Origin of the sequence: Comamonas sp. 4034, assembly GCF_050434545.1 — a bacterium.
In the GTDB taxonomy this organism is placed as follows: domain Bacteria; phylum Pseudomonadota; class Gammaproteobacteria; order Burkholderiales; family Burkholderiaceae_C; genus Comamonas; species Comamonas odontotermitis.
In genome coordinates, this window is sequence record NZ_JBNDIT010000001.1 from 172,075 (window position 1) to 192,135 (window position 20,061).

Annotated in this window: 15 protein-coding genes; 5 read left to right on the top strand and 10 right to left on the bottom strand. The window is 61.2% G+C overall.

Translation table 11 applies throughout. The annotated features are described in order from the left end of the window. Positions 1-258: 258 nt before the first annotated feature. The gene (locus tag ABIE32_RS00795; RefSeq protein WP_429012874.1) at positions 259-1,398 is read right to left on the bottom strand and encodes an acyltransferase family protein; all 1,140 of its coding nucleotides are present in this window, start codon (positions 1,396-1,398) and stop codon (positions 259-261) included. A 435-nt stretch (positions 1,399-1,833) separates the two neighbouring features. On the opposite strand from ABIE32_RS00795, the gene ABIE32_RS00800 reads away from it, so the two are divergent. Beyond that, complete coding sequence (locus tag ABIE32_RS00800) at positions 1,834-3,870, top strand: acetoacetate--CoA ligase (RefSeq protein ID WP_429012876.1); 2,037 nt, start codon at positions 1,834-1,836, stop codon at positions 3,868-3,870. A gap of 84 nt (positions 3,871-3,954) precedes the next feature. After that, positions 3,955-5,190 (top strand): multidrug effflux MFS transporter, encoded by a 1,236-nt coding sequence (locus ABIE32_RS00805; protein ID WP_429012879.1) that lies wholly within the window; start codon positions 3,955-3,957, stop codon positions 5,188-5,190. A 73-nt stretch (positions 5,191-5,263) separates the two neighbouring features. Here the strand turns inward: ABIE32_RS00805 and ABIE32_RS00810 are convergent, their stop codons facing one another. From ABIE32_RS00810 to ABIE32_RS00845, 8 genes are all read right to left on the bottom strand, one after another. Further along, entirely contained in the window at positions 5,264-6,409 is a 1,146-nt protein-coding gene (locus ABIE32_RS00810; protein WP_224150661.1) for a M20 family metallopeptidase, read from the bottom strand. A gap of 30 nt (positions 6,410-6,439) precedes the next feature. Continuing rightward, a complete protein-coding gene (locus tag ABIE32_RS00815) occupies positions 6,440-7,324 on the bottom strand; it encodes an alpha/beta hydrolase (RefSeq protein WP_429012882.1) in 885 nt (294 codons plus the stop codon). Positions 7,325-7,343: 19 nt separating this feature from the next. Then, positions 7,344-8,354 (bottom strand): ABC transporter ATP-binding protein, encoded by a 1,011-nt coding sequence (locus ABIE32_RS00820; RefSeq protein WP_429012885.1) that lies wholly within the window; start codon positions 8,352-8,354, stop codon positions 7,344-7,346. Beyond that, positions 8,351-9,328, bottom strand: a complete 978-nt coding sequence (locus tag ABIE32_RS00825; RefSeq protein ID WP_429012887.1) for an ABC transporter ATP-binding protein — start codon at positions 9,326-9,328, stop codon at positions 8,351-8,353. Before ABIE32_RS00825 ends, ABIE32_RS00820 begins: the two co-directional genes overlap by 4 nt. Then, positions 9,328-10,236, bottom strand: a complete 909-nt coding sequence (locus ABIE32_RS00830) for an ABC transporter permease (protein WP_429012890.1) — start codon at positions 10,234-10,236, stop codon at positions 9,328-9,330. Before ABIE32_RS00830 ends, ABIE32_RS00825 begins: the two co-directional genes overlap by 1 nt. Before the next feature lie 17 nt (positions 10,237-10,253). Then, on the bottom strand, positions 10,254-11,228 hold the full coding sequence (locus tag ABIE32_RS00835; RefSeq protein ID WP_224150665.1) for an ABC transporter permease: 975 nt from the start codon (positions 11,226-11,228) through the stop codon (positions 10,254-10,256). Positions 11,229-11,393: 165 nt separating this feature from the next. Continuing rightward, positions 11,394-13,013, bottom strand: coding sequence for an ABC transporter substrate-binding protein (locus ABIE32_RS00840; RefSeq protein WP_429013606.1), 1,620 nt, complete (start codon positions 13,011-13,013; stop codon positions 11,394-11,396). A gap of 162 nt (positions 13,014-13,175) precedes the next feature. Next, on the bottom strand, positions 13,176-14,792 hold the full coding sequence (locus ABIE32_RS00845) for an ABC transporter substrate-binding protein (RefSeq protein WP_429012893.1): 1,617 nt from the start codon (positions 14,790-14,792) through the stop codon (positions 13,176-13,178). 503 nt (positions 14,793-15,295) lie between these two features. Here ABIE32_RS00845 and ABIE32_RS00850 point away from each other — a divergent pair. From ABIE32_RS00850 to ABIE32_RS00860, 3 genes are all read left to right on the top strand, one after another. Further along, positions 15,296-15,748: a DUF1439 domain-containing protein gene (locus ABIE32_RS00850; RefSeq protein WP_429012896.1), complete on the top strand. Its 453-nt coding sequence runs from the start codon at positions 15,296-15,298 to the stop codon at positions 15,746-15,748. A gap of 61 nt (positions 15,749-15,809) precedes the next feature. Beyond that, positions 15,810-16,511 carry a glutathione S-transferase N-terminal domain-containing protein gene (locus ABIE32_RS00855; protein WP_429012899.1) on the top strand — a complete coding sequence of 234 codons (702 nt, stop codon included), beginning with the start codon at positions 15,810-15,812 and terminating at the stop codon, positions 16,509-16,511. A 14-nt stretch (positions 16,512-16,525) separates the two neighbouring features. Further along, the gene (locus tag ABIE32_RS00860; protein WP_429012901.1) at positions 16,526-17,413 is read left to right on the top strand and encodes a pirin family protein; all 888 of its coding nucleotides are present in this window, start codon (positions 16,526-16,528) and stop codon (positions 17,411-17,413) included. A gap of 163 nt (positions 17,414-17,576) precedes the next feature. On the opposite strand, the gene dinG is transcribed toward ABIE32_RS00860, so the two are convergent. Next, on the bottom strand, positions 17,577-19,757 hold the full coding sequence (dinG, locus tag ABIE32_RS00865) for an ATP-dependent DNA helicase DinG (RefSeq protein ID WP_429012903.1): 2,181 nt from the start codon (positions 19,755-19,757) through the stop codon (positions 17,577-17,579). Between the last annotated feature and the right edge of the window lie 304 nt (positions 19,758-20,061).

Consider the following 20,061-nt stretch of genomic DNA (forward strand, 5'->3'; position numbering starts at 1 on the left):
ATTCACAGGGCTTCGCCAATGCCTGCGCGGGTCTTGCCCTATCGGTTCACTCGCCGCTGCAGGCTAGGTCTTTGTGGCATCGCTGCGCGGGCTCCGTGCTTTCAGGTTCTGAAATGAAAACAAGCCGACCACACCTGCGTGCGGTCGGCTTGTCGAAATCATCCTGAACTGTCCGTGGCTACCTTACCTTGCTCAGCCCATTGGCGATCCACCTGAAACAGACATCGCACTGCGCCATCGGTGCGTTGCAGACCAATTTCAGACGGTGGCAGTTCGTCTCTGCGCTACCTGGCGCGTTGCAACCGGGTGCGCAGAAGGCGCACCGCGCCCTACACGGTCACGCAGGTGCAAAGCCCAGCGCTCCACGGTGTAGAACGATAGCGCTGCAAATGCGGCAGACAGCGGCAAGCCCAGTGCCACCACCCAGGCCCAATCCATATGCGCGCGCAACAACCGCACTACAGGGTAGTGCCACAGATAGATGCCATATGACATCTTGCCCAACCACACCAGCAAAGGCAGGCTCAGCATGTCATATAACGCGCCTTTGTGCTTGCTCACCGCAATGACGATTGCAACTGCAGTCAGCTCAGCCAACGCAAAACCCCATAGCAGTGCACCTGCATCATCCCAGGCATAGCCGATGATGATGAAAGGGAACACCGGCAGCAGCCACAGCAGGTACTTCTGGCGTGCGTGCAGCGCATCCATCCATTCGGCGCGGTGCACCGAGACCACAGCCAGCAGACTGCCCAGCAGCATGCCGGTGGCCCGGGTATCGAAACGGAAGAAGATTTCGTAGAACTGCTGACCCCTTGCCACCCAATAGGCACGCCAGACAAACATCAGCACCACAAGCAAGAACACAGGACGCCACAATTGCTTACGCGCAGTATGCGTCAGCAACAATGCCAGCAAAGGCGGCCAGACCAGGTAGAAGTGCTCTTCCACCGAGAGCGACCACATATGCAGCAGAGTATTGGGACTGTCGAAAAAGGCGATACCGTAGTCCGCCAGATAAAGTGCCGATACCACCACATCCTGGTTGATGTCTTCCAGATCAGGCCAGATCAGCGGCGCAAATACCCAATATGCGCCAAGGAACAACAACAATGCAGGCGCCAGGCGCAGAAACCGCCGCTTGTAAAAGCGCCAGTAATCCAATCGACCATCTTGTTGGAATTCTTTGAGCAGCAGCGACGTGATCAAAAAGCCGCTGAGCACAAAAAACAGATCCACGCCAAAGAACGCACCATCAAACATGGGCACATGGGCATGGGACAGAAACACCAACACAATCGCCACCGCGCGCAAACCATCCAGCGCAGGGTTGTATTTCAATCGCAAAACAGACAAAACAGACACACTCCCTACTTCGTCGGCATGCCAGGAAGCCATGCCACACGCCCAGACCCAAATAACCTATGTCTGCCGCTGCAAAGCCTGCAGAAGAATTTGTCTGGGGTTTACAAACCTATGTTGCTTAACGCGCAACGGCGCCGAAAAGCTGACTGATGAGTGAACCGGCCAGTAGGGCCGTCACAGTGGCCAACAACTGCAGGGAGCAGATGCGGCCGTTGCCCCGAGATGCCAACACGTGGGGGGCGAGGTCAATAAGAACCGAGCCTAATGCAATAGTTCCAGCAAGGCTGCGCTATTTTGTTACGGTGGAAGATTCCATGCTGGCACTCGCCTATTGCCAGGTTGACATACCGCCGTCATGTCTTTGCATCGGTACCAAGCTGCTACCCGTGCGACAGCGCTTCCGTGCTTTCCCCCATGCGGCGCACCGCCGCTTTGCGTAGGCTCTGCACAGCTTCCTCTCAACGTGCCATGACTGCCTCAACCCACGCCTTAGACCACGCTTTAACGCCCCAGATTCGCATGTACCAGGACTGGCTCGCCCAGCAACGTGGCCTGCGCTTCAACAGCTACGAAGACCTGCACCGCTGGTCTGTTTCACATCTGGCTGATTTCTGGCGCAGCATCTGGGATTACTACCAGTTGCAATCGCCAGTAGCCCTCACCAAAGACCTGCAGGTATTGAGCGGCGATGCAATGCCCGACACCCAATGGTTCAGAGGCGTGCAGGTGAGCCTGCCGCGCCAGTTGCTGCGGCATGTAAAGGCGGCCGATGCTGCAGGCATGCCGGCCATCGTGAGCGACAACGAGCGTGGAGAAGTGCGTGAAATGTCTTGGCCCGAATTGCAGCGCCAGGTGGCTTCGGTCGCCATCGCGCTGCGCAAGCTGGGTGTGGTGCGTGGCGACCGCGTGGCAGCTTACATGCCCAATATTCCCGAAACAGTGGTCGCCATGCTGGCATGCACCAGCATTGGTGCCATATGGAGCCTGTGCGCACCCGACATGGGTGTCGCTGCGGTAGTCGATCGCTTCAAGCAGATCGAGCCCAAGGTGCTCATTGCCGTGGACGGTGTGTACTACGGCGGCAAGCCACTCGATCGCAGCGCCGTCGTGCAATCGCTGCTGGCCGAGCTACCATCGGTGCAGCAGCGCATCGCCATATCCACGCCCTATGCAACTGCACCTGTTCCTGACAGCCACGACTGGCAATGGGCCACTGCGCAAGATGCGCAGGCCATCGCCGCTTTCGAGCCTGAATGGCTACCCTTTGACCATCCGATCTGGATCGTCTATTCCAGCGGCACCACAGGCCTGCCCAAGCCCATTGTCCACGGCACCGGCGGCATTCTGCTCGCGCTGCATGTGGCGGGGCTGCACAACGACCTGGGAGCCAGCTATGGCGACAACAACCGCAACGAACGCTTTCACTGGTACAGCTCCACGGGCTGGGTGATGTGGAACATACAGGCAAGCGGCCTGCTGTTTGGCACCACCATCACCATTTTTGATGGTCACCCCGCTGGCAGCAGCAGCCAGCCCGACTGGGGTGTGCTGTGGCGTTTTGCCGCCAAACACCAAACGACCATTTTCGGCGCTGGCGCCGCCTACTACAGCAACTGCATGAAGGCAGGCCTGGATATTGCGGCCATTCCCGGACTGCAGCAGGTTCGCACCCTGGGCAGCACCGGCTCGCCGCTGGCGCCCGAGGTGCAGCGCTGGGGCAGTGCACAGCTGCAAGCAGCCGGAGCTGGCGACGTATTCTGGTGCAACATCTCTGGCGGCACCGATTTTTGCGGCGCCTTCATCGGCGGCAACCGCGAGTTGCCGCAGGCACCGGGCCGCATGCAATGCCGCTGGCTCGGCCATGCCGTCGAGGCCTGGAACGAACAGGGCCAACCGGTGACGGGCGAAGTCGGAGAGCTGGTCTGCGTCCAGCCCATTCCTTCGATGCCGCTGTACTTCTGGAACGACCCTGGCAAGCGACGCTATCTGGACAGCTATTTCGACCACTGGCCCGGCATCTGGCGCCACGGAGACTGGATACAGGTGGACAGCGATGGCAGCTGCATCATCTATGGCCGCAGCGATGCCACCATCAACCGCCAGGGCTTGCGCATGGGCACCAGCGAAATCTACAACGCGGTCGAAGCGCTACCGCAAGTGCAGGACTCGATGGTGGTGGATCTGGAATACCTGGGCAAGGACAGCTATATGCCGCTGTTTGTCGTGCTGCGCGAGGGCATCGTACTGGATGACACCGTCAAGGCCAGCATCAGCCAGGCCATCCGCACCGCCCTTTCGCCCCGCTTTGTGCCCGATGCCATCTTGCAAGTGGCAGAAATCCCACGCACCTTGACCGGTAAGAAACTGGAACTGCCCATCAAGAAATTGATGCTGGGCCAACCAGCAGACAAAGTACTGAATCCGGAAACCATGGCCAATCCCGGGTGCCTGGCGTGGTACGAAGCATTTGCACAACGCCACTTTGCCACTCTGGCAAACGCATAACACCTTCTGCAAATCAGGGCATTACAGAGGTGCGGATTTCGCTGACACACGCCTCGCGCATGTATCGGCGACAATCCCGCTCCTATGTCTGAAACTTCCGGCTCGTCCTCCTCCTCCATCTCGCTTCGCCTGGTCTTCATTCTGGGTCTGCTCTCAGCCATCGGGCCCTTTGCCATCGATATGTATTTGCCCGCGCTGCCACAGATTGGCGCGAGCCTGAATGCCCCTGTTGGCGCCGTACAGGCCAGCCTCACCGCCTTCTTTCTGGCACTGGGCGTAGGCCAGCCTCTGTTTGGCACCCTGGCCGATATGTGGGGGCGCAAGAGACCGCTGTACCTGGGTTTGTCGATCTTCGTGCTGGCAAGCGTGGGATGCGCACTGGCACAGGACATCCACACCTTGGTGGTGCTGCGCTTCGTGCAGGGCATGGGCGCTGCAGCAGGCATGGCGATTCCGCGTGCCGTGGTGCGTGACCTGCATACGGGGCATGAAGCGGCACGCATGATGTCGCTTCTGATGCTGGTGTTCAGCGTGTCCCCCATCCTCGCTCCGCTGGCGGGCAGCGGTGTCATCGCCGTGGGTGGCTGGCGCATGGTGTTCTGGGTCGTGGGGGTAGCGGCCATTCTGGGCCTGGCTGCCATGGTGCGTGGCCTGCCCGAGACGCGCCCCGCCGATGCCCGACTGGACAGCAGCCTTGGCGGTGTATTGCAGGCCTACGGTTTCTTGCTGCGCGACTGGCACTACCTGGGTCTGGTATTCATCGGCTCCTGTGCAATGGCAGGCTTTTTTGTCTATCTGGCAGGTTCGCCGTTTGTGCTGATCAACCACTACGGGCTCTCCACCACGCAGTACAGCATGGCATTTGCGCTCAATGCGATTGCCTTCATTGGCGCCGCTCAGTTCACCGGCGCATTGGGTAAACGGTTCGGGCTGGTGCCCGTGGTCAAGGTGGCCGCCAGTGCATGCGGTGTGGTGATGACCAGCCTGCTGGCCTATTACCTGCTGGGCGGCGATCAACTGATCGTACTGATCGTGCTGTACTTCATCTCCAGTGCCTTGATGGGCCTGGTGATTCCAACCACATCGGTGCTGGCGCTGGAAGAGCACGGCGAGATCGCAGGCACCGCATCAGCCCTGCTGGGCACCTTGCAGATGCTGACGGGGGCTGTTGCGATGCAGGTGGTCGGCGTGTTCTCCAATGGCAAGCCACTGCCCATGGTGGTGGGCATGGCCACCGGCGCACTGTGCGGCGTGCTGCTCACATGGATCACCCTGGGCGGCCAGAAGAGTGCAGCGCGCTACGCCGACAGCCTGCAATAAGCCTCAAAAAAAAGGGCGCTGGTGGCGCCCATTTTTTATGGGATTGGGCTCCTGCAAGACAGGAGCGACAGCCTCAATCCAAGTGTGTGAGCAGATGGTGCCAGAAACGGGCACGCATCTCCAGTGTCGACACCAGAATGTATTCGGTCACGGTGTGTGCACCATCGCCATCGGCACCCAGCCCATCCAGCGATGGCACGCCCATGGCCGAGGTGAAATTGGCATCGCTGCCGCCACCCGTGGGCGGTGCTTCTTCCAGTGCAAAGCCTGCTTCCTTGGCCGACTGCTGCACACGCGCCAGCAGTGCTTCGGCCTTGGCATCCTTCACCATCGGCGGGCGGTTCACTTCCACATCGATGTCCAGCGACACCCCTTCACCCACCGGACGCAGCGCACGCATCTTGCCAACCAGTTCGTCTGCGGCCTGCAGATCGGGCAAGCGGAAATCGACAATGCACTTGCAGTAGGCAGGCACGGTGTTGGTGGCCGTGCCACCTTCCACCTTGCCCACGCTCACGGTAACACCGCGTTGGTAATCGGTCATGGCTTCCAGCGCCAGAATCTGGTGCGCCATTTCACGGATGGCGCTTCGGCCCTTTTCATGCGCGACCCCGGCGTGCGACGCCAGGCCCTTGACGCCCAGGCGCAGCATGCCGGTTCCCTTGCGTGCAGTCACGCAACGGCCACCGTTGGCGCGGGCAGGTTCCGCCACCAGGCAATATTTGGCGTTGCTGGCAAAGGCCTCGATGTGCTTGCGCGATGCGTGGCTGCCGGTTTCCTCATCGGGAACGATCAGCAAATCGACCGGCAGCGGCGTGCTGCCGGGCGCAGCGGCAGCGCTCAGTGCCGTCAGCGCCAGGTAGATGCCAGCCTTCATGTCATAACCGCCTGGCCCATACAGTCGGTCGCCTTCGATGCGGATCGGGTTGTCCGCCAGCATACCGATGGGATGCACCGTATCCGAGTGGCCCAGAATCAACAACCCCTGACGCGTATCACCTTCTGCACGATTGGTGATGTGCAGCAAAGGCAGCGCCGGCCCCGTGCCATGCTTGCCCTGCGCATAGGTTTCAGTCACCGTGGCACGCAGACCCGCAGCAGCGGCTTGTGCCCGCATCATCTCCACCATGCGCGCCAGTGCAGCCGGGTCGCTGGATGGAGACTCGCAGCGCATCCAGTCCGAGATGCCATCGACCAATTGTTGGGTAGTTGCTTGCATAGTAGATGTCCTTGGTGTTGTGGTGTGTTATCAGGCGGTGGTGCGGCCTGCCCATTGCGCGAGCCATGCAGCGTCGGGCATACGGCCCTCGAACCACCAGTGTGCGCAGACATGGCTCATGGCCTCTCCGTCGTGGCCGATGCCAGCGACTTCGTGCAGTTGCCATGCCAGTGGCATGCCCAGTTGCGCGGCCGCAGCCTGCCCTGCCGCAAAGTAATGGCGGGCGCGTGCAAAACGGTGCGGCCCCTGGCGCAGCGCTGCAGGCTCGGCGGGAAGATTGGGATCAAGGGTATCGGTATCCTGGTCACCTGCCAGAATGACCAGCGGCGTAGCCAGCAGGCGTTCCAGCGCGTCGGCCGCCAGCCCGATGCCGGCCAGCCCTTCCGGGAAAGTGAGTGTCGCATTCGGCAAGGTGTACCAGCCGGGATTGCCCGCAACCACGCCAGCAAATCCATCAGCCCCCAGAGTGCTGACGAGCCGATGCACAAACTGGCCGCCTGCAGAGTGGCCAAACAGGTAGAGCGGCTGACCGCCCACGATGCCCGCATCGCGCAACTGCTGCGCCAATACGACTACCGCCTGGTACGACCAGTAGGCGCGATCGCGCAGCTCTGCGTCTTCGGTCCAGACACTGCCGTTGTTGTAGCTCTCCACGCCCGGCCAGTGCTCGTTGCCAAAGGTCGGTGCGATGATCTGCAGGCCATGGCGATCTGCTGCAGGCATCCAGAAGTCGCGGTAGTCGTCGCCATTGCGCAGCACGCCATGCTGCACCAGTACCACCGGGGCATCTGCTGCCACACCCGGTGGGCGATAGCAGTTCAGAACGACAGGCAGGTGCAAGGCGCCGCTGTCTGCCTTCCAGGGCATTGAAAAACGGCCATGTTGCTGGCTGAAATGTTGCAGGCTGTCCGTCATCACTGGTTCTCGGTTGTTTTCAGGCCTGGTCTTGCAGGTGGCAGGCCGTGACATGGCCGGGCGCGGTCTCTCGCAGCACCGGCACTTCGGTCTTGCAGCGCTCCATCGCATGCGGGCAGCGCGGGTGGAAGGTGCAGCCCGAAGGCGGGTTCAGCGGAGAAGGGATCTCTCCCTTGATCGGTACGAAGGAACGCTTGCGCCGTGCCACATCGGGCACCTCGGCCAGCAAGGCTTGGGTATAGGGGTGCTGGGCCTTGCCGAATATCTCGGCAGTCGGAGCCATCTCCACAATCTTGCCCAGGTACATGATGGCCACACGGTCGGAGATATGGCGCACCACACCCAGATCGTGGCTGATGAACATGTAGGTCAGGCCTCGCTGCGAACGCAGGTCCATGAACAGGTTGATCACCTGTGCCTGGATGGACACGTCGAGTGCCGCCACCGGCTCGTCGCACACCAGAAAATCGGGCATCACCATCAACGCGCGGGCAATGCCGATGCGCTGGCGCTGGCCGCCGGATATCTGGTGCGGCAGGCGGTTGCGGTACTCCGTGGCAAGACCCACTTCGGCAAGTGCCGCATCAACGCGGCCTGGCACATCGCCGCTGGGCGCCAGCTTGTGTACGTGCAGCGCTTCGCCCAGGATCTGGTGCAGTTTCTGGCGCGGGTTCAGCGATGCCTGAGGATCCTGAAACACCATCTGCACGCCCAGGGTGTAGGCCAGCCTGTCCTTGCCGGCCAGCCCGCTCACATCCTGGCCCTGGTAGAGCAACTGCCCTTCGGTTGCCGGATGCAGGCCCGCCACCACGCGGCCCAGGGTCGATTTGCCGCAGCCCGATTCGCCGACCAGGCCCAGCACCTCGCCCTTGGCAATCTGCAGGTTGACGCCGTTGACGGCGTGCACAGTGCGGGTCTGCGCTGGCTGCCTGGCCACCGCACCGACGATCTTCTGCAACAGATCGGGCGTGCTGACAAAGCGCTTGTGCACATCGCGCAATTCAATCACAGGGGTATTCATCGCGGTCATGCGGCGTGCGCCTCCAGCGGAACAAAGCAGCGGAATTCGCGGCCGGGAATGGTGGTGACGGCCGGCTGCTCCGCCACACATTGCGGCGTGGCCCGGGTACAGCGCGGCGCGAAGGCGCAGCCAGGCACACGCCCCGACAGGCTGGGCGCCATGCCGTTGATCTGCGACAGGCGTGCACCAGGCGTGGCCTGTGCCGGCAAAGAACTGAGCAGGCCTTGTGTGTAAGGATGGCGCGGCGCGTCCAGCACCTCGGCCACGGCACCGGTCTCGACAATGCGGCCTGCGTACATCACGGCCACACGGTCGGCCAGTTCTGCAATCACCCCCAGATCATGGGTGATCCAGATCAGCGCCGTACCATGCTCCTGGCAGATTTTCTGCATGCGGTAGAGGATCTGGCCCTGGATGGTGACATCCAGCGCCGTGGTCGGCTCGTCGCAGATGATGAGATCGGGCTTGTTGAGCATGGCTATGGCAATCGCCACACGCTGGCGCATGCCGCCTGAAAATTCATGCGGATAGCTACGCAGGCGCTTCTCCGGTGCAGGGATGCCGACCATGGACAACGCCTCCACGCAGCGCCGGATGGCCTCGGCCCTGGGCAGCTTCTGATGCGCATCAATCGCCTCGAGCATCTGCTCCTCGATGCGCAGCACCGGGTTCAGGGTCATCAGCGGGTCTTGAAAGATCATCGCGACGCGGTCGCCACGCAGTTTGCGCATAGCTTCTGGCGGGAGTGCGCGCAGGTCCTGGCCCTTGAACAGTACCTGACCTTGCGTCACCTCACCGGGTGCATCGATCATGCCGAAGATCGAAAAGCCAGTCACCGATTTACCCGACCCGGATTCTCCAACGAGGCCAAGAATTTCGCCAGGCTGCAGGCTGATATGGATATCACTGACCGCAGGCCAGGCTCCTTCTTCGGTGTGGAACACCGTCTGCAGGTTCTTTACTTCAAGCAAAGGGGTAGTCATTACTTCCTCGGATCCAGAGCTTCACGCAGTCGGTCGCCGATCAGATTGATCGACAGGATGAGGGCCAGCAGCGCCAGGCCGGGGAACATGCTGATCCAGTAGTCGCCAGACATCAGGTACTGGAAGCCGTTGGCAATCAGAAGGCCGAGCGATGGCTCGGTGATGGGCACGCCAACCCCCAGGAAGGACAGGGTCGCCTCCAGCACGATGGCGTTGGCGATCTGGATGGTGGCAAACACCATGACCGGGCCCATGCAGTTGGGCAGCAGATGGCGCGTCATGATGCGCCAGGCCGGAAAGCCAAGGTTCTTGGCAGCCTCGATGTATTCCTTCTTGCGCTCCTGCAGTGCACGGCCGCGCATGATGCGTGCGTAATGCGCCCACTGCACCAACACGATCGCGATCACCACCTTGTCGACACCCCGCCCCATGATGGCCAGCAGCACCAGCGCCACCAGGATCGTTGGAAAACCCAGGATGAAGTCGACGATGCGCATCAGCAGGGTATCAACCCAGCCACCCATGTAGGCAGCAACCAGCCCGACGAGACTGCCAATGATGGTGGCGAGCACCACGGCGCTCAGCCCCACCATCAGGCTGATGCGCAGGCCATGCAGAATCGCCGATAGCATGTCACGGCCCTGGTCATCGGTGCCCAGCCAGTAGGTCATGCCCGATGCTGCCTCGGACATGGGCTTGAGGCGACCATCCATCAGATCGAGTGCACCCAGATCGTATGGATTCTGGGGCGACAGAAAAGGTGCCAGCAGCACGAAGGCGAGCAGCACCACCAGTGCAATCACCGCGCCCTTCACCGTGGGTTTGCTGTGCAGCTTTCTCAGGATTGCAGAGCGTTGTGGCGTTTCCTGCAAAGGCTGTGCACGCTGGGCGCTATCAATTTTCATCATATTCTTATTTGGCTGCATCATTGCGCCTCCTGCAGCTGCACCCGGGGGTCCAGCACCGCATACAGCAGGTCTACCACCAGGTTGATCATCACGAAGATGAAGGTCACAAGCATCACATAGGCCACCACCACCGGGCGGTCCAGCTTGTAGATGCTGTCGATCAGCAGCTTGCCCATACCGGGCCATGCAAACACGGTTTCGGTGATGGTCGAATACGCGATCAACGTGCCGAACTCCATGCCGATCACGGTCACGACCGGGATCAAAATGTTGCGCAGAATGTGGCGCGTCAGGATGCGGCGCTCGCTGATGCCCTTGGCGCGCGCAAACTTCACGTACTCCTGTGTCTTGGCTTCCATCACGCCGGTCGCCGTCAGGCGCAGCACCAGGGCAATATTTCCCAGTGCCAGATTGATGGCAGGCAGCATCACATGGCGCCAGCCATCAGCGGTGAAGAGAGAAAACGGCACCCCGAAAATACTGACCGTGTCGCCGCGGCCTGACGATGGCAGCCATTGCAACCAGACGGCGAACATCAATATCAGCATCATGCCCTGCCAGAAATTGGGCAGCGAAAAGCCCAGCACCGACCCGCCCATCAGGCTGCGGCCCAGCGGCTTGTCATTGAAGAGCCCGGCCACCAGCCCCAGCGGAATGCCGATCAGGCAGGTCAGACCGATGGCGACCAACACCAGCTCGAACGTGGCAGGAAAACGCTGCACGATCAGCTCAATGGCCGGAATGCCATGCACGAACGAGGTCCCCAGGTCGCCGTGGAAGGCACGGCTCAGAAAGCTCCAGTACTGCAGCCACACCGGCAGATCCAGCCCCAGCCGCTTGATCATGGCCTCGCGGTCAGCGTCGCTGGCCTCGGCACTCACCAGCAGTTCGATGGGGTCGCCCACGGCATAGACTGCCATGAACACCACCAGCGATACCGCCAGCAGCACCAGAAAACTTTGCACCAATCGGCGCAGGATATAGACGATCACGTTGCGTCCCTATTCAACAAAAGCCCCGTGCTTCCCCACTCCGTGAGGTCGCTGCCCCATTTAGGTGCCGGCCCGGCAATGAAAAATCACAATGCCCGCATTCCCCGCCGCCGGGGCCCATGCGGGCATGCCATGCACCAGGCCAAGTTGCCCGGTGCACTGGCCTTACTTGGTCGGTTTGACCGACATGGCCAGCGTGTACTGGTCGCGTCGGCCCTCGTAGCTCAATCCTTTCTTGTACGCCCAGATGCTGCTCTCGAAATGCAGCGGAATCAGCGGCACGTTGTCGAGCGCAATCTGTGTGGCCTTCTGGTACTCTGCCTTGCGCTGCGCGGAATCCATCAGCGCCATCGCTGGCACAAACACCTTGTCAAACGCGGCATTGCTGAAGCCACCGTAGTTGCTGGTGCCCAAACCCTGGTCCTTGTTCGTGGAGGCAACCCAGTACTGGAACAGGCCCGAGGCCTCGCCGTTTTCCGATGGCCAGCCGCCTATCGCAAAGCTGAACTCACGCTTGGCGCGCTTGGGAAAGTAGATGGCCGCAGCCTGCGCATCGACCGTGGTCTTGATGCCGATGCGGGTCAGGTACTGCGCCACGGCCTGAGCGATCTGGCCGTCGTTGATGTAGCGGTCATTGGTGGTCGTCAGGGTCAGCTCGAAACCGTTGGGATAGCCCGCCTCGGCCAGCAGCTTCTTGGCGGCTTCAGGGTCGAACTTGATTTCTGCGGGCTTGTCGAGGCTGCCGAACATGCCAGCAGGCATGTACTGGTTGGCCACCGTGGCCATGCCGTCCATCAGGCGCTGCACGATGGCCTTGCGGTCAATCGCCATGCTGATGGCCTGGCGAACACGCAGGTCCTGCAGCGGGTTCTTGCCATCTGCAGCTTTGACAAATGGGCTTTGCGCACGGCCAGAATCCGGCTGGAAGAAGATGAGCCGTGTGGACGGCGTCGCCACGAAGTCGAGCTTGCTGTTTTCCTTGATGCGCGGCAGATCGCGCGCAGCGGGGCTTTCGATCACGTCGTAGTCGCCCGACATCAAGCCGGTGAGGCGCGGGCCGGCATTGGGCACGGGTACCATTTTCACGGTTTTCCAGTGCGGTTTGGCGCCCCAATAGCCTTCGTTGCGCTCCATCTCGATGCCCGTGCCCTTGACGTAGGACTTGAGCTTGTACGGGCCTGTACCTATCGACAGCCTGCCGGTGTTGAACTCGGCCACCGTGGGCCAGGGCGAGGTTACGCCGCAACCCTCTTTGGGTGCGAACTTGAGCTTGTCGAACTTGGCAATACCGCTCCAGATGATGGGCAGCGAGCGCGCCAGCTCATTGGGCATGGTGGGGATGGGCCTGTCGCTTTTGATGATGACGGTGTGCTCATCGGGCGTCTGCACATCGGTGAAGTTCTGCATCGGCTCCATGTACGAGCGCGATACGTTGGTCTCGTTGTTCAGCACACGGCAGATGGTGAACAGCACATCTTTCGATGTGAACGGCTCGCCGTTGGAGAACTTCACGCCCTTGCGCAGCTTGAGCTCCCAGGTGTTGTCATCCACCGGCTTCCACGACTCCGCCAGGCCCGGAATCAGCTCCATCTTCGCATTGCGGTTGATCAGCGACTCGAAGATGTGGGCCGAGAACGAATCATTCGTCGTCACCTTGTGGTAGTGCGGATCAGCCGCCGTCGGCTCGGAGGCGAGGCCAATGGTGAGCGATTGAGCCGCAGCCATACCAGCAGGCAGGGCCAGTGCTGCAAGGCTTGCCAGCGACAAGGTAGTGCGGCGAGAGATCTTCTTCATAGACACAGGTCGTTCCTCCTTGGTTAAAAGCCAGCTACAGCACGGCTCTGCGGCACGTGGACGATAGCGATTGATCCGAATACTGAAGGGAAGGGAACAAAAGCACCATAGGTGACTTCCGCAACCCGTCCCATCCGTTGGCAATGCCCGCGATTACTTCGCAGGCTTGACCGAAGTTGCCAGCGTGTACTGGTCGCGGCGGCCTTCGTAGCTCAGCCCCTTCTTGAATGCCCAGATGCTGCTTTCAAAGTGCAGCGGAATCAGTGGCACGTTGTCGAGTGCAATCTTGGTTGCCTGCTCCAGCAGGGGCTTGCGCTTGGCCGCATCCACGGTCTTGGCCGCAGGGATGTAGATCTTGTCGAATTCAGCACTGCTGAAGCCGCCATAGTTGCTGGTGCCCAGGCCCTTGGGCGAATCGGTCGATGCCACCCACAGCTGGAACAGGCCCGAGGCCTCGCCGTTCTCCGAAGGCCAGCCCCCCATGGCAAAGCTGTATTCGCGCTTGGCACGCTTGGGGAAGTAGATCGATGCCGTCATGGCATCCACCTTGGTCTTGATGCCCACGCGCGTGAGGTACTGCGCCACGGCCTGCGCAATCTGCGCGTCGTTCATGTAGCGGTCGTTGGTGGACGACAGCGTCAGCTCGAAGCCGTTGGGGTAGCCCGCTTCGGCCAGCAGCTTCTTGGCACCCTCGGGGTCGAACTTGATCTCGGGCGCCTTGGCCAGGCCACCGAACATGCCATCGGGCATGTACTGGTAGGCCGGTGTTGCCATGCCGTCCATCAGACGCTGTACGATGGCCTTGCGGTCAATCGCCATGTTGATGGCCTTGCGCACGCGCAGGTCCTGCAGCGGGTTCTTGCCGTCCGGCGCGGTCACGAATGGCGACTTGTCGCGGCCAACATCGGGTTGAAAGAACACCAGGCGCGTGGAAGGCGTGGCCACGAAAGCCAGCTTCTTGTCTTCCTTGATGCGTGCCAGGTCGCGCGCGGCGGGGTTTTCGATCAGGTCGTAGTCGCCCGACATGAGGCCCGTCAGGCGTGGGCCGGCATTGGGCACGGATACCATCTTCACGGTCTGCCAGTGCGGCTTGGTGCCCCAGTAGCTGTCGTTGCGCTCCAGGGTGATGCCTGTGCCCTTGATATAGGACTTGAGCTTGAACGGACCGGTGCCGATTGCCATCTTGCCGCTGTTGAAATCCGCCACCGTGGGCCAAGGGCCCTTGTAGCCACAGCCTTCTTTGGGAGCAAACTTGAGCTTGTCGTGCTTGACGATGCTGCTCGAGATGATGGGCAGATTGCGGGCAAACTCGGCCGGGATCAACGGCACCGGCTCGGCCGTCTTGACGATGACGGTCAGGTCATCGGGCGTCTGCACATCGGTGATCAGCTTGGTCGTGTCCATATACGACTGCGACACGTTGGTCTCGTTGTTCAGCGTGCGGCAGATGGTGAACAGCACATCCTGCGAAGTAAAGGGCGCGCCATTGGAGAACTTCACGTCCTTGCGCAGCTTGAACTCCCAGGTCAGGTCGTCCAGGTTCTTCCACGAGAGAGCCAGCGATGGCACCAGTTCCATATTGGCAGTGCGCCCTACCAGGGAGTCATAGACATGGGCCGAGAACGAGTCGTTCGTCGTCATCTTGTGGTAGTGAGGGTCTGCCGCGGTAGGCTCGGAAGCCAGGGCGATGGTCAGCGTCTGCGCGTTTGCAGCACCCATGAGCACGCCAGCGGCCAGCGCCAGCGCGCGCTTGTTCAGAGGGAAATTCATATCTGCCTTCAAGATGTATGAGGCACCACTGCGGCACCCGTTTTCTGGCACCGGTTACAGGCGCCTGCGCAGAAAGGCCATGGCAAGCGCACGCCCGCCTTGCACTGCTGCGGTAAAAAGTCGGCACATTCTTACACGGAAATTACAACCGCCCGGCACCGCGCAAAGCCCGTTTACTGGGCATTTACCCCATGAAAACAAGCACTTTATGCGCATGCGGAACGATGTTGTGCAGGCTGCGCAACAATGCGATCCCCTGGCATGCGAAGCGGCCCGCGCAAGCGGCACGAATGCCCTTGCCCGGACTGAATGCGCTCGAAAGAAATCGATACGGAGGACGAAACTTCATTTCCAGGCCCGCCCTCCTTTTCCAAACTATCTAGAATCGCTCCATCATGCGTCGCCGCTTACTTCTTTGCTCTACTTTGTGCATAACCATCGGGCTTGCAGGCTGCTCTCTGGCCCCGCGCAGCTATACCTTGTCACAGGATGAGTTGCAAACCATGGTGGCCAAGGCTTTTCCACGTCAATATCCACTGCTGGGACTGGTGACTCTCAATGTCAATGCGCCTGCCCTGGGGCTCAAGCCAGAGATCAACCGCATCAACGCCACAATGACCGCGCAGCTCAACGGCAAGGTACTGCCCCATAGCTTTGATGGCGCGATGGACCTGGATTTTGCGCTGCGCTACGAACCCAGGGACCACACCTTGCGCGCCACGCAGGTGCATGTGAATTCGCTGATGATGACCGGGCTGCCTGACGGGCTGGCCAACATGCTGCAGGCCTACGCGCCGCGCGCGGCCGAACAGGCCATGGATGACGTCATCGTCCACACCCTGCGCGACGAAGATCTGGCCAAACTCGACAAGGCCGACCGCCTGCCGGCCTCGTTCACCGTCACCAAGGGTGGCCTGCGCATCGATTTCGACGAAAAGTCCAAGGCTGCGAACTGAATTCAATTGATTTATGCTGCGGTCATTGCGCACATCTCGCGCTCTGAACGGAGACCTCAGCATGCCTACCCTGGACGATTTCAGCATTACCCGCAAATGGCCTGCCACACGGCCTGATCTGCTCCAACTGTATTCGCTGGCCACGCCCAACGGCGTGAAGGTGTCGATCATGCTGGAAGAGCTGGGCGTGCCCTATGAGGTGCACCACATCAGCTTTGACAGCAACGACCAGCTGACGCCGGAGTTCGTCGGCACCTTCCCCAACAACAAGATTCCAGCCATCCTCGACCCCAACGGCCCGGGCGGCGAGCCGATTGCACTGTTCGAGTCAGGCGCCATCCTGGTGTACCTGGCCGAAAAATACAACCAGTTTCTGCCGCAGGACCTGGGGCTGCGCTACACGACGCTGCAGTGGCTGATGTTCCAGATGGGCGGCATCGGCCCCATGTTTGGCCAGGTGGGCTTCTTCAACATCTACGGCGGCAAGGATTTCGAGGACAAGCGCCCACTCATGCGCTACGTGAACGAATCGAAACGACTGCTCACCGTGCTGGACAAGCACCTCGCAGGCAAAGATTGGGTGGCAGGGAGCGAATACACGATTGCCGACATGGCCATCTTCCCGTGGATTCGCAACATGATCGTGCGCTACAACGCCGAAGAGCTGATCGGCTGGGGCCAGTACCCCGAAGTAAGCCGCGTGCTCAGCCAGTGGCTGCAGCGCCCAGCCGTGCAGCGCGGCCTGCTCGTTCCGGCCCGCTGACGAGGAGAAGCACCATGGATTCCACCCCCTTGAACCGCTACCCCGGCCGCGTTGCCGACGTGGGAGGCGTGCCGGTGTTGCGCGCACTGCCCAACCGCGCCCGCCGCATGGTGGGCGCCTGGTGTTTTCTGGACCATGCAGGCCCCTCGCACTTTGACGAAGGCCCTGGCATGCAAGTGGGCCCGCACCCGCACACCTGCCTGCAGACCTTCACCTGGATGATCGAAGGCGAAGTGCTGCACCGCGACAGCCTGGGCAGCGAGCAACCGATCCGCCCGGGCCAGGTGAACCTGATGACGGCCGGCAAAGGCATCGCCCACTCGGAGGAAAGCCTGGGCAAGCCCGATTTCCACGCTGTGCAGCTGTGGATTGCCCTGCCCAAAGACCAGCGCTTCATCCCCCCGCGCTTTCAGCATTACCCGGTGCTGCCCCAATTCAGCCGCCAAGGCCTGCAGATGACGGTTCTGGCTGGCGAGTGGGAGGGCCAGCGCGCGCCGACCGAGGTACACAGCCCGCTGGTAGCGGTTGATCTGGAGGCCAGCCAGCCCACTTCGGCCCCCCTGGCCTTGCGCACCGATTTTGAATACGGGGTGCTTTGCCTGTATGGCGACCTGCAGGTGAACGGTCAGACAGCACCCGCCAACGAGCTGATCTATCTACCCGAGGGCGGCAGCATGGTAGATGTGCAATGCGGCGCAAACAGCCGCTTCATTCTGCTGGGCGGCGAGCCCTACGAGGGTGGCGTGCTGATCTGGTGGAATTTTGTCGGCCAGAGCCAGGAAGAAATCGAAGGCTTTCTGGCCAACTGGAACCAGGGCATCGGTTTTGGGGAGCCGGTGGCCTCGCCGCTGCCGCCGTTGACTGCCCCGACACTGGATGGCGTGCAATTGCGCCAGCGGTAGGCCCAGCCCATACTTTGCTACCCCCGTCTGCTATCATTTATATAGCTATTGGCGCTTATAAAGCATACGCCAATGGCCTTTTAATTGCATCAAAGCTCGGGCAGGCAGCGCTTTGCAACTGAAACTGAGGCTTGGGCTGCGCGTGGCCCGCTTCACCTGATTTTCAGGCCGTAGCCATTCGGCGGTGCAGTGTGAACGGTGGCAGGCTGGCCAGCAGACGCTGGCCGTAACCGGTGCGCACCAGGCGCTTGTCGTAACAATACACATGGGCCTGGTCGGCCTCGGTACGGATGGCGCGGCCCACCCACTGCGCCAGGCGGATGGCGGTGGCTGGTACCACGATTTCACTGAAAGGGTCGCGACCCGAGTTCTTCAGCCACTCGGCGCGCGCCTCGTCCACCGGGTCGTCAGGAGGCGCAAACGGCAGCTTGGTGATGAACAGGGATTCGCACAGCGCCCCCGGCAGATCCAGCCCTTCGCCAAAGCTCTGCATGCCAAAGATGATCGATGGCAGGCCAGCAGCCACACGCTCGCGATGCTGCTGCAGCAACTGGCTGCGGGGCAAGGTGTTCTGCACCAGCACATGCTGGCGCATGGCGGTGGGCAGGGCATCGACCGCCAGACGCATCTGCTCGCGCGATGTGAACAGCACAAGCCCCCCCGACTGCACCTGGGCCAGGTCTTCCAGCAAGGCGTCAACCATTTCGTTGGTGTATTGGGCGGGCGTGCGTGGGTCTGCCTGGGTCTCGGTCACCACCAGACTGCCCTGCTCGGCATAGTTGAAGGGGCTGGCCACTTCGAGCGTGCTGACCGCCGCATCGTTGTTCAACCCCGCTTCGCGCAAAAAGAAATCAAACTGGCCGCCGCTGGTAAGCGTGGCCGACGTGAGCACCGCTCCGCGCACCTGGCTCCACAGATGGTGGCGCAGGGTCGAGCCTGGAATCACCGGGCTCGCATAGGCTTTGATAGCGACAAACTCGCCCACCACATCCAGCGTGAACCACTTGGCCGCAGGTACGTTGCCCGCAGGTGCATCCTGCAGCAACAGCTGTGTGGTGTTGTGTACGGCCTCCAACCTCGGCGCCAAGGTCCCCACCTGCGCGTACAAGGTGGACAGGCGTTTGGCTTCATCGGGTTGATCGCGCATCTGGGCACGCAGGGCCTTGGAAATGGCTTGCAGTACCTCCAGAAAGGCCCCTGCGTGGTGCGCTGCCTGTGCCAATGGCTCTACCAATGCGGGCGGCAACTCTCCGCGCGGCAGGCGCACGCGCGCCGGGCCCCGGCTGCCACCTTGCAGCTGCTGGCGCATACCCTCACCATACTCGTCCATGATCAGGCGCGCCATGTCCTGCAGATGTTGGCGCAACTGCGACGAATGGCGGGGAATGTCGGCGATCTCCGAAACCTCGACCAGCGCCCCCACGCGCTGCGCACGGCTCGCGAGCTTGTCGATCCAGGTGAGCTGGCTCAGGTTCATTTCGCAGGCAAACTGGTCCAGCGCGGTACCGGGCAGATGGTGAGCCTCGTCCAGGATCAGCAGGCAGTTGTCCAACTCCGGCAACAGGCGCGCGCCCAGCGAGGACAGCAGCAGATCGTGGTTGGCCACCAGTACCTGGGCCTGCACCAGCTCCTTGCGGCGTTCGTAATAAGTACAGCTGCCAAACAATGGACAGTGCTTGCCGGTGCAAGAGGCACCTTCAGCGGCCACAGGGCTCCAGACTTCGGGCTCGGGTGGCGTATCCAGGGTATCGCGGTCGCCATCCCAGCGCCGGGTTGCCAGGGCATCGGCCATGCTGGTGTAGAACTGCAGGCGTGCCGCATGCTCCTGCGGGCTACGCTGGGCATTGCGCGCCTGCGCTGCCTCTTCAGGGAAGAAATCGTCATCGATGGGCTCGCCCCCATCCGCTGCATCACCCTGCGCCGCGCCCGCCAGACGCTCCAGCTTGAGCTTGCATACGTAGCGCCCACGCCCTTTGGCCAGCGCATATTTAAAGGGCTGCGGCATCTGCTGCGCCAGCGCTGGCAAATCCTTGTTCACCAATTGCTCTTGCAGCGCCACCGTTGCCGTAGAAATCAGCACGCGCGTACCGCGCTCCAGTGCCATCGCAATGGCAGGCACGGCATACGCCAGCGATTTACCCACGCCAGTGCCCGCCTGGATTACCGCAAGGGCGCGTTGCGGCTCTTCGCCCTCTTCCAGTTTGCCCAGTTGAGCAGCGGCAAAAGTCTCTGCCACCTTCTCGGCCATCAAGCGCTGCCCAGGCCGCGAGCGAAAGCCACCATCCGCATTCACCATGCGGTCAAAGGCGGAAACAGCGTTGCGGGCCCATTCGGAAGAAGACATAGGCGGGGAGTGTGGCATGGTTTGGGAGGGCGCAGCCAACACTGGGGATTTATGCGGTATTTATCAAACAAATGCATGAGGTACGCCCTCCACGCCGCTTGGTACCCAGACCCTTCACCAAATGTCGCCGTGACATTTGGCAATACCCCGCTGCCCATACCAGACAGTAGAATCGCTTGGGGCATATTCGATGCCATTTTTCATCAGGGTAAAAAGACCACGTGTTTCCCGCAAGGAAAGCATGCAGGGCAACCGCACATAGATAGGGGCATGCGCCGGCCAGGCGTGTGTGGTCGCTGTGAAT

Excerpts from the sequence above, each read along its gene's own strand:
- ABIE32_RS00815 (WP_429012882.1), bottom strand. The coding sequence starts at position 7,324 with ATGACGGACAGCCTGCAACATTTCAGCCAGCAACATGGCCGTTTTTCA.
- dinG (WP_429012903.1), bottom strand. The coding sequence starts at position 19,757 with ATGTCTTCTTCCGAATGGGCCCGCAACGCTGTTTCCGCCTTTGACCGC.
- ABIE32_RS00845 (WP_429012893.1), bottom strand. The coding sequence starts at position 14,792 with ATGAATTTCCCTCTGAACAAGCGCGCGCTGGCGCTGGCCGCTGGCGTG.
- ABIE32_RS00800 (WP_429012876.1), top strand. The coding sequence starts at position 1,834 with ATGACTGCCTCAACCCACGCCTTAGACCACGCTTTAACGCCCCAGATT.
- ABIE32_RS00805 (WP_429012879.1), top strand. The coding sequence starts at position 3,955 with ATGTCTGAAACTTCCGGCTCGTCCTCCTCCTCCATCTCGCTTCGCCTG.
- ABIE32_RS00825 (WP_429012887.1), bottom strand. The coding sequence starts at position 9,328 with ATGACTACCCCTTTGCTTGAAGTAAAGAACCTGCAGACGGTGTTCCAC.
- ABIE32_RS00830 (WP_429012890.1), bottom strand. The coding sequence starts at position 10,236 with ATGATGAAAATTGATAGCGCCCAGCGTGCACAGCCTTTGCAGGAAACG.
- ABIE32_RS00860 (WP_429012901.1), top strand. The coding sequence starts at position 16,526 with ATGGATTCCACCCCCTTGAACCGCTACCCCGGCCGCGTTGCCGACGTG.
- ABIE32_RS00810 (WP_224150661.1), bottom strand. The coding sequence starts at position 6,409 with ATGCAAGCAACTACCCAACAATTGGTCGATGGCATCTCGGACTGGATG.
- ABIE32_RS00820 (WP_429012885.1), bottom strand. The coding sequence starts at position 8,354 with ATGACCGCGATGAATACCCCTGTGATTGAATTGCGCGATGTGCACAAG.
- ABIE32_RS00855 (WP_429012899.1), top strand. The coding sequence starts at position 15,810 with ATGCCTACCCTGGACGATTTCAGCATTACCCGCAAATGGCCTGCCACA.
- ABIE32_RS00850 (WP_429012896.1), top strand. The coding sequence starts at position 15,296 with ATGGTGGCCAAGGCTTTTCCACGTCAATATCCACTGCTGGGACTGGTG.
- ABIE32_RS00795 (WP_429012874.1), bottom strand. The coding sequence starts at position 1,398 with ATGGCTTCCTGGCATGCCGACGAAGTAGGGAGTGTGTCTGTTTTGTCT.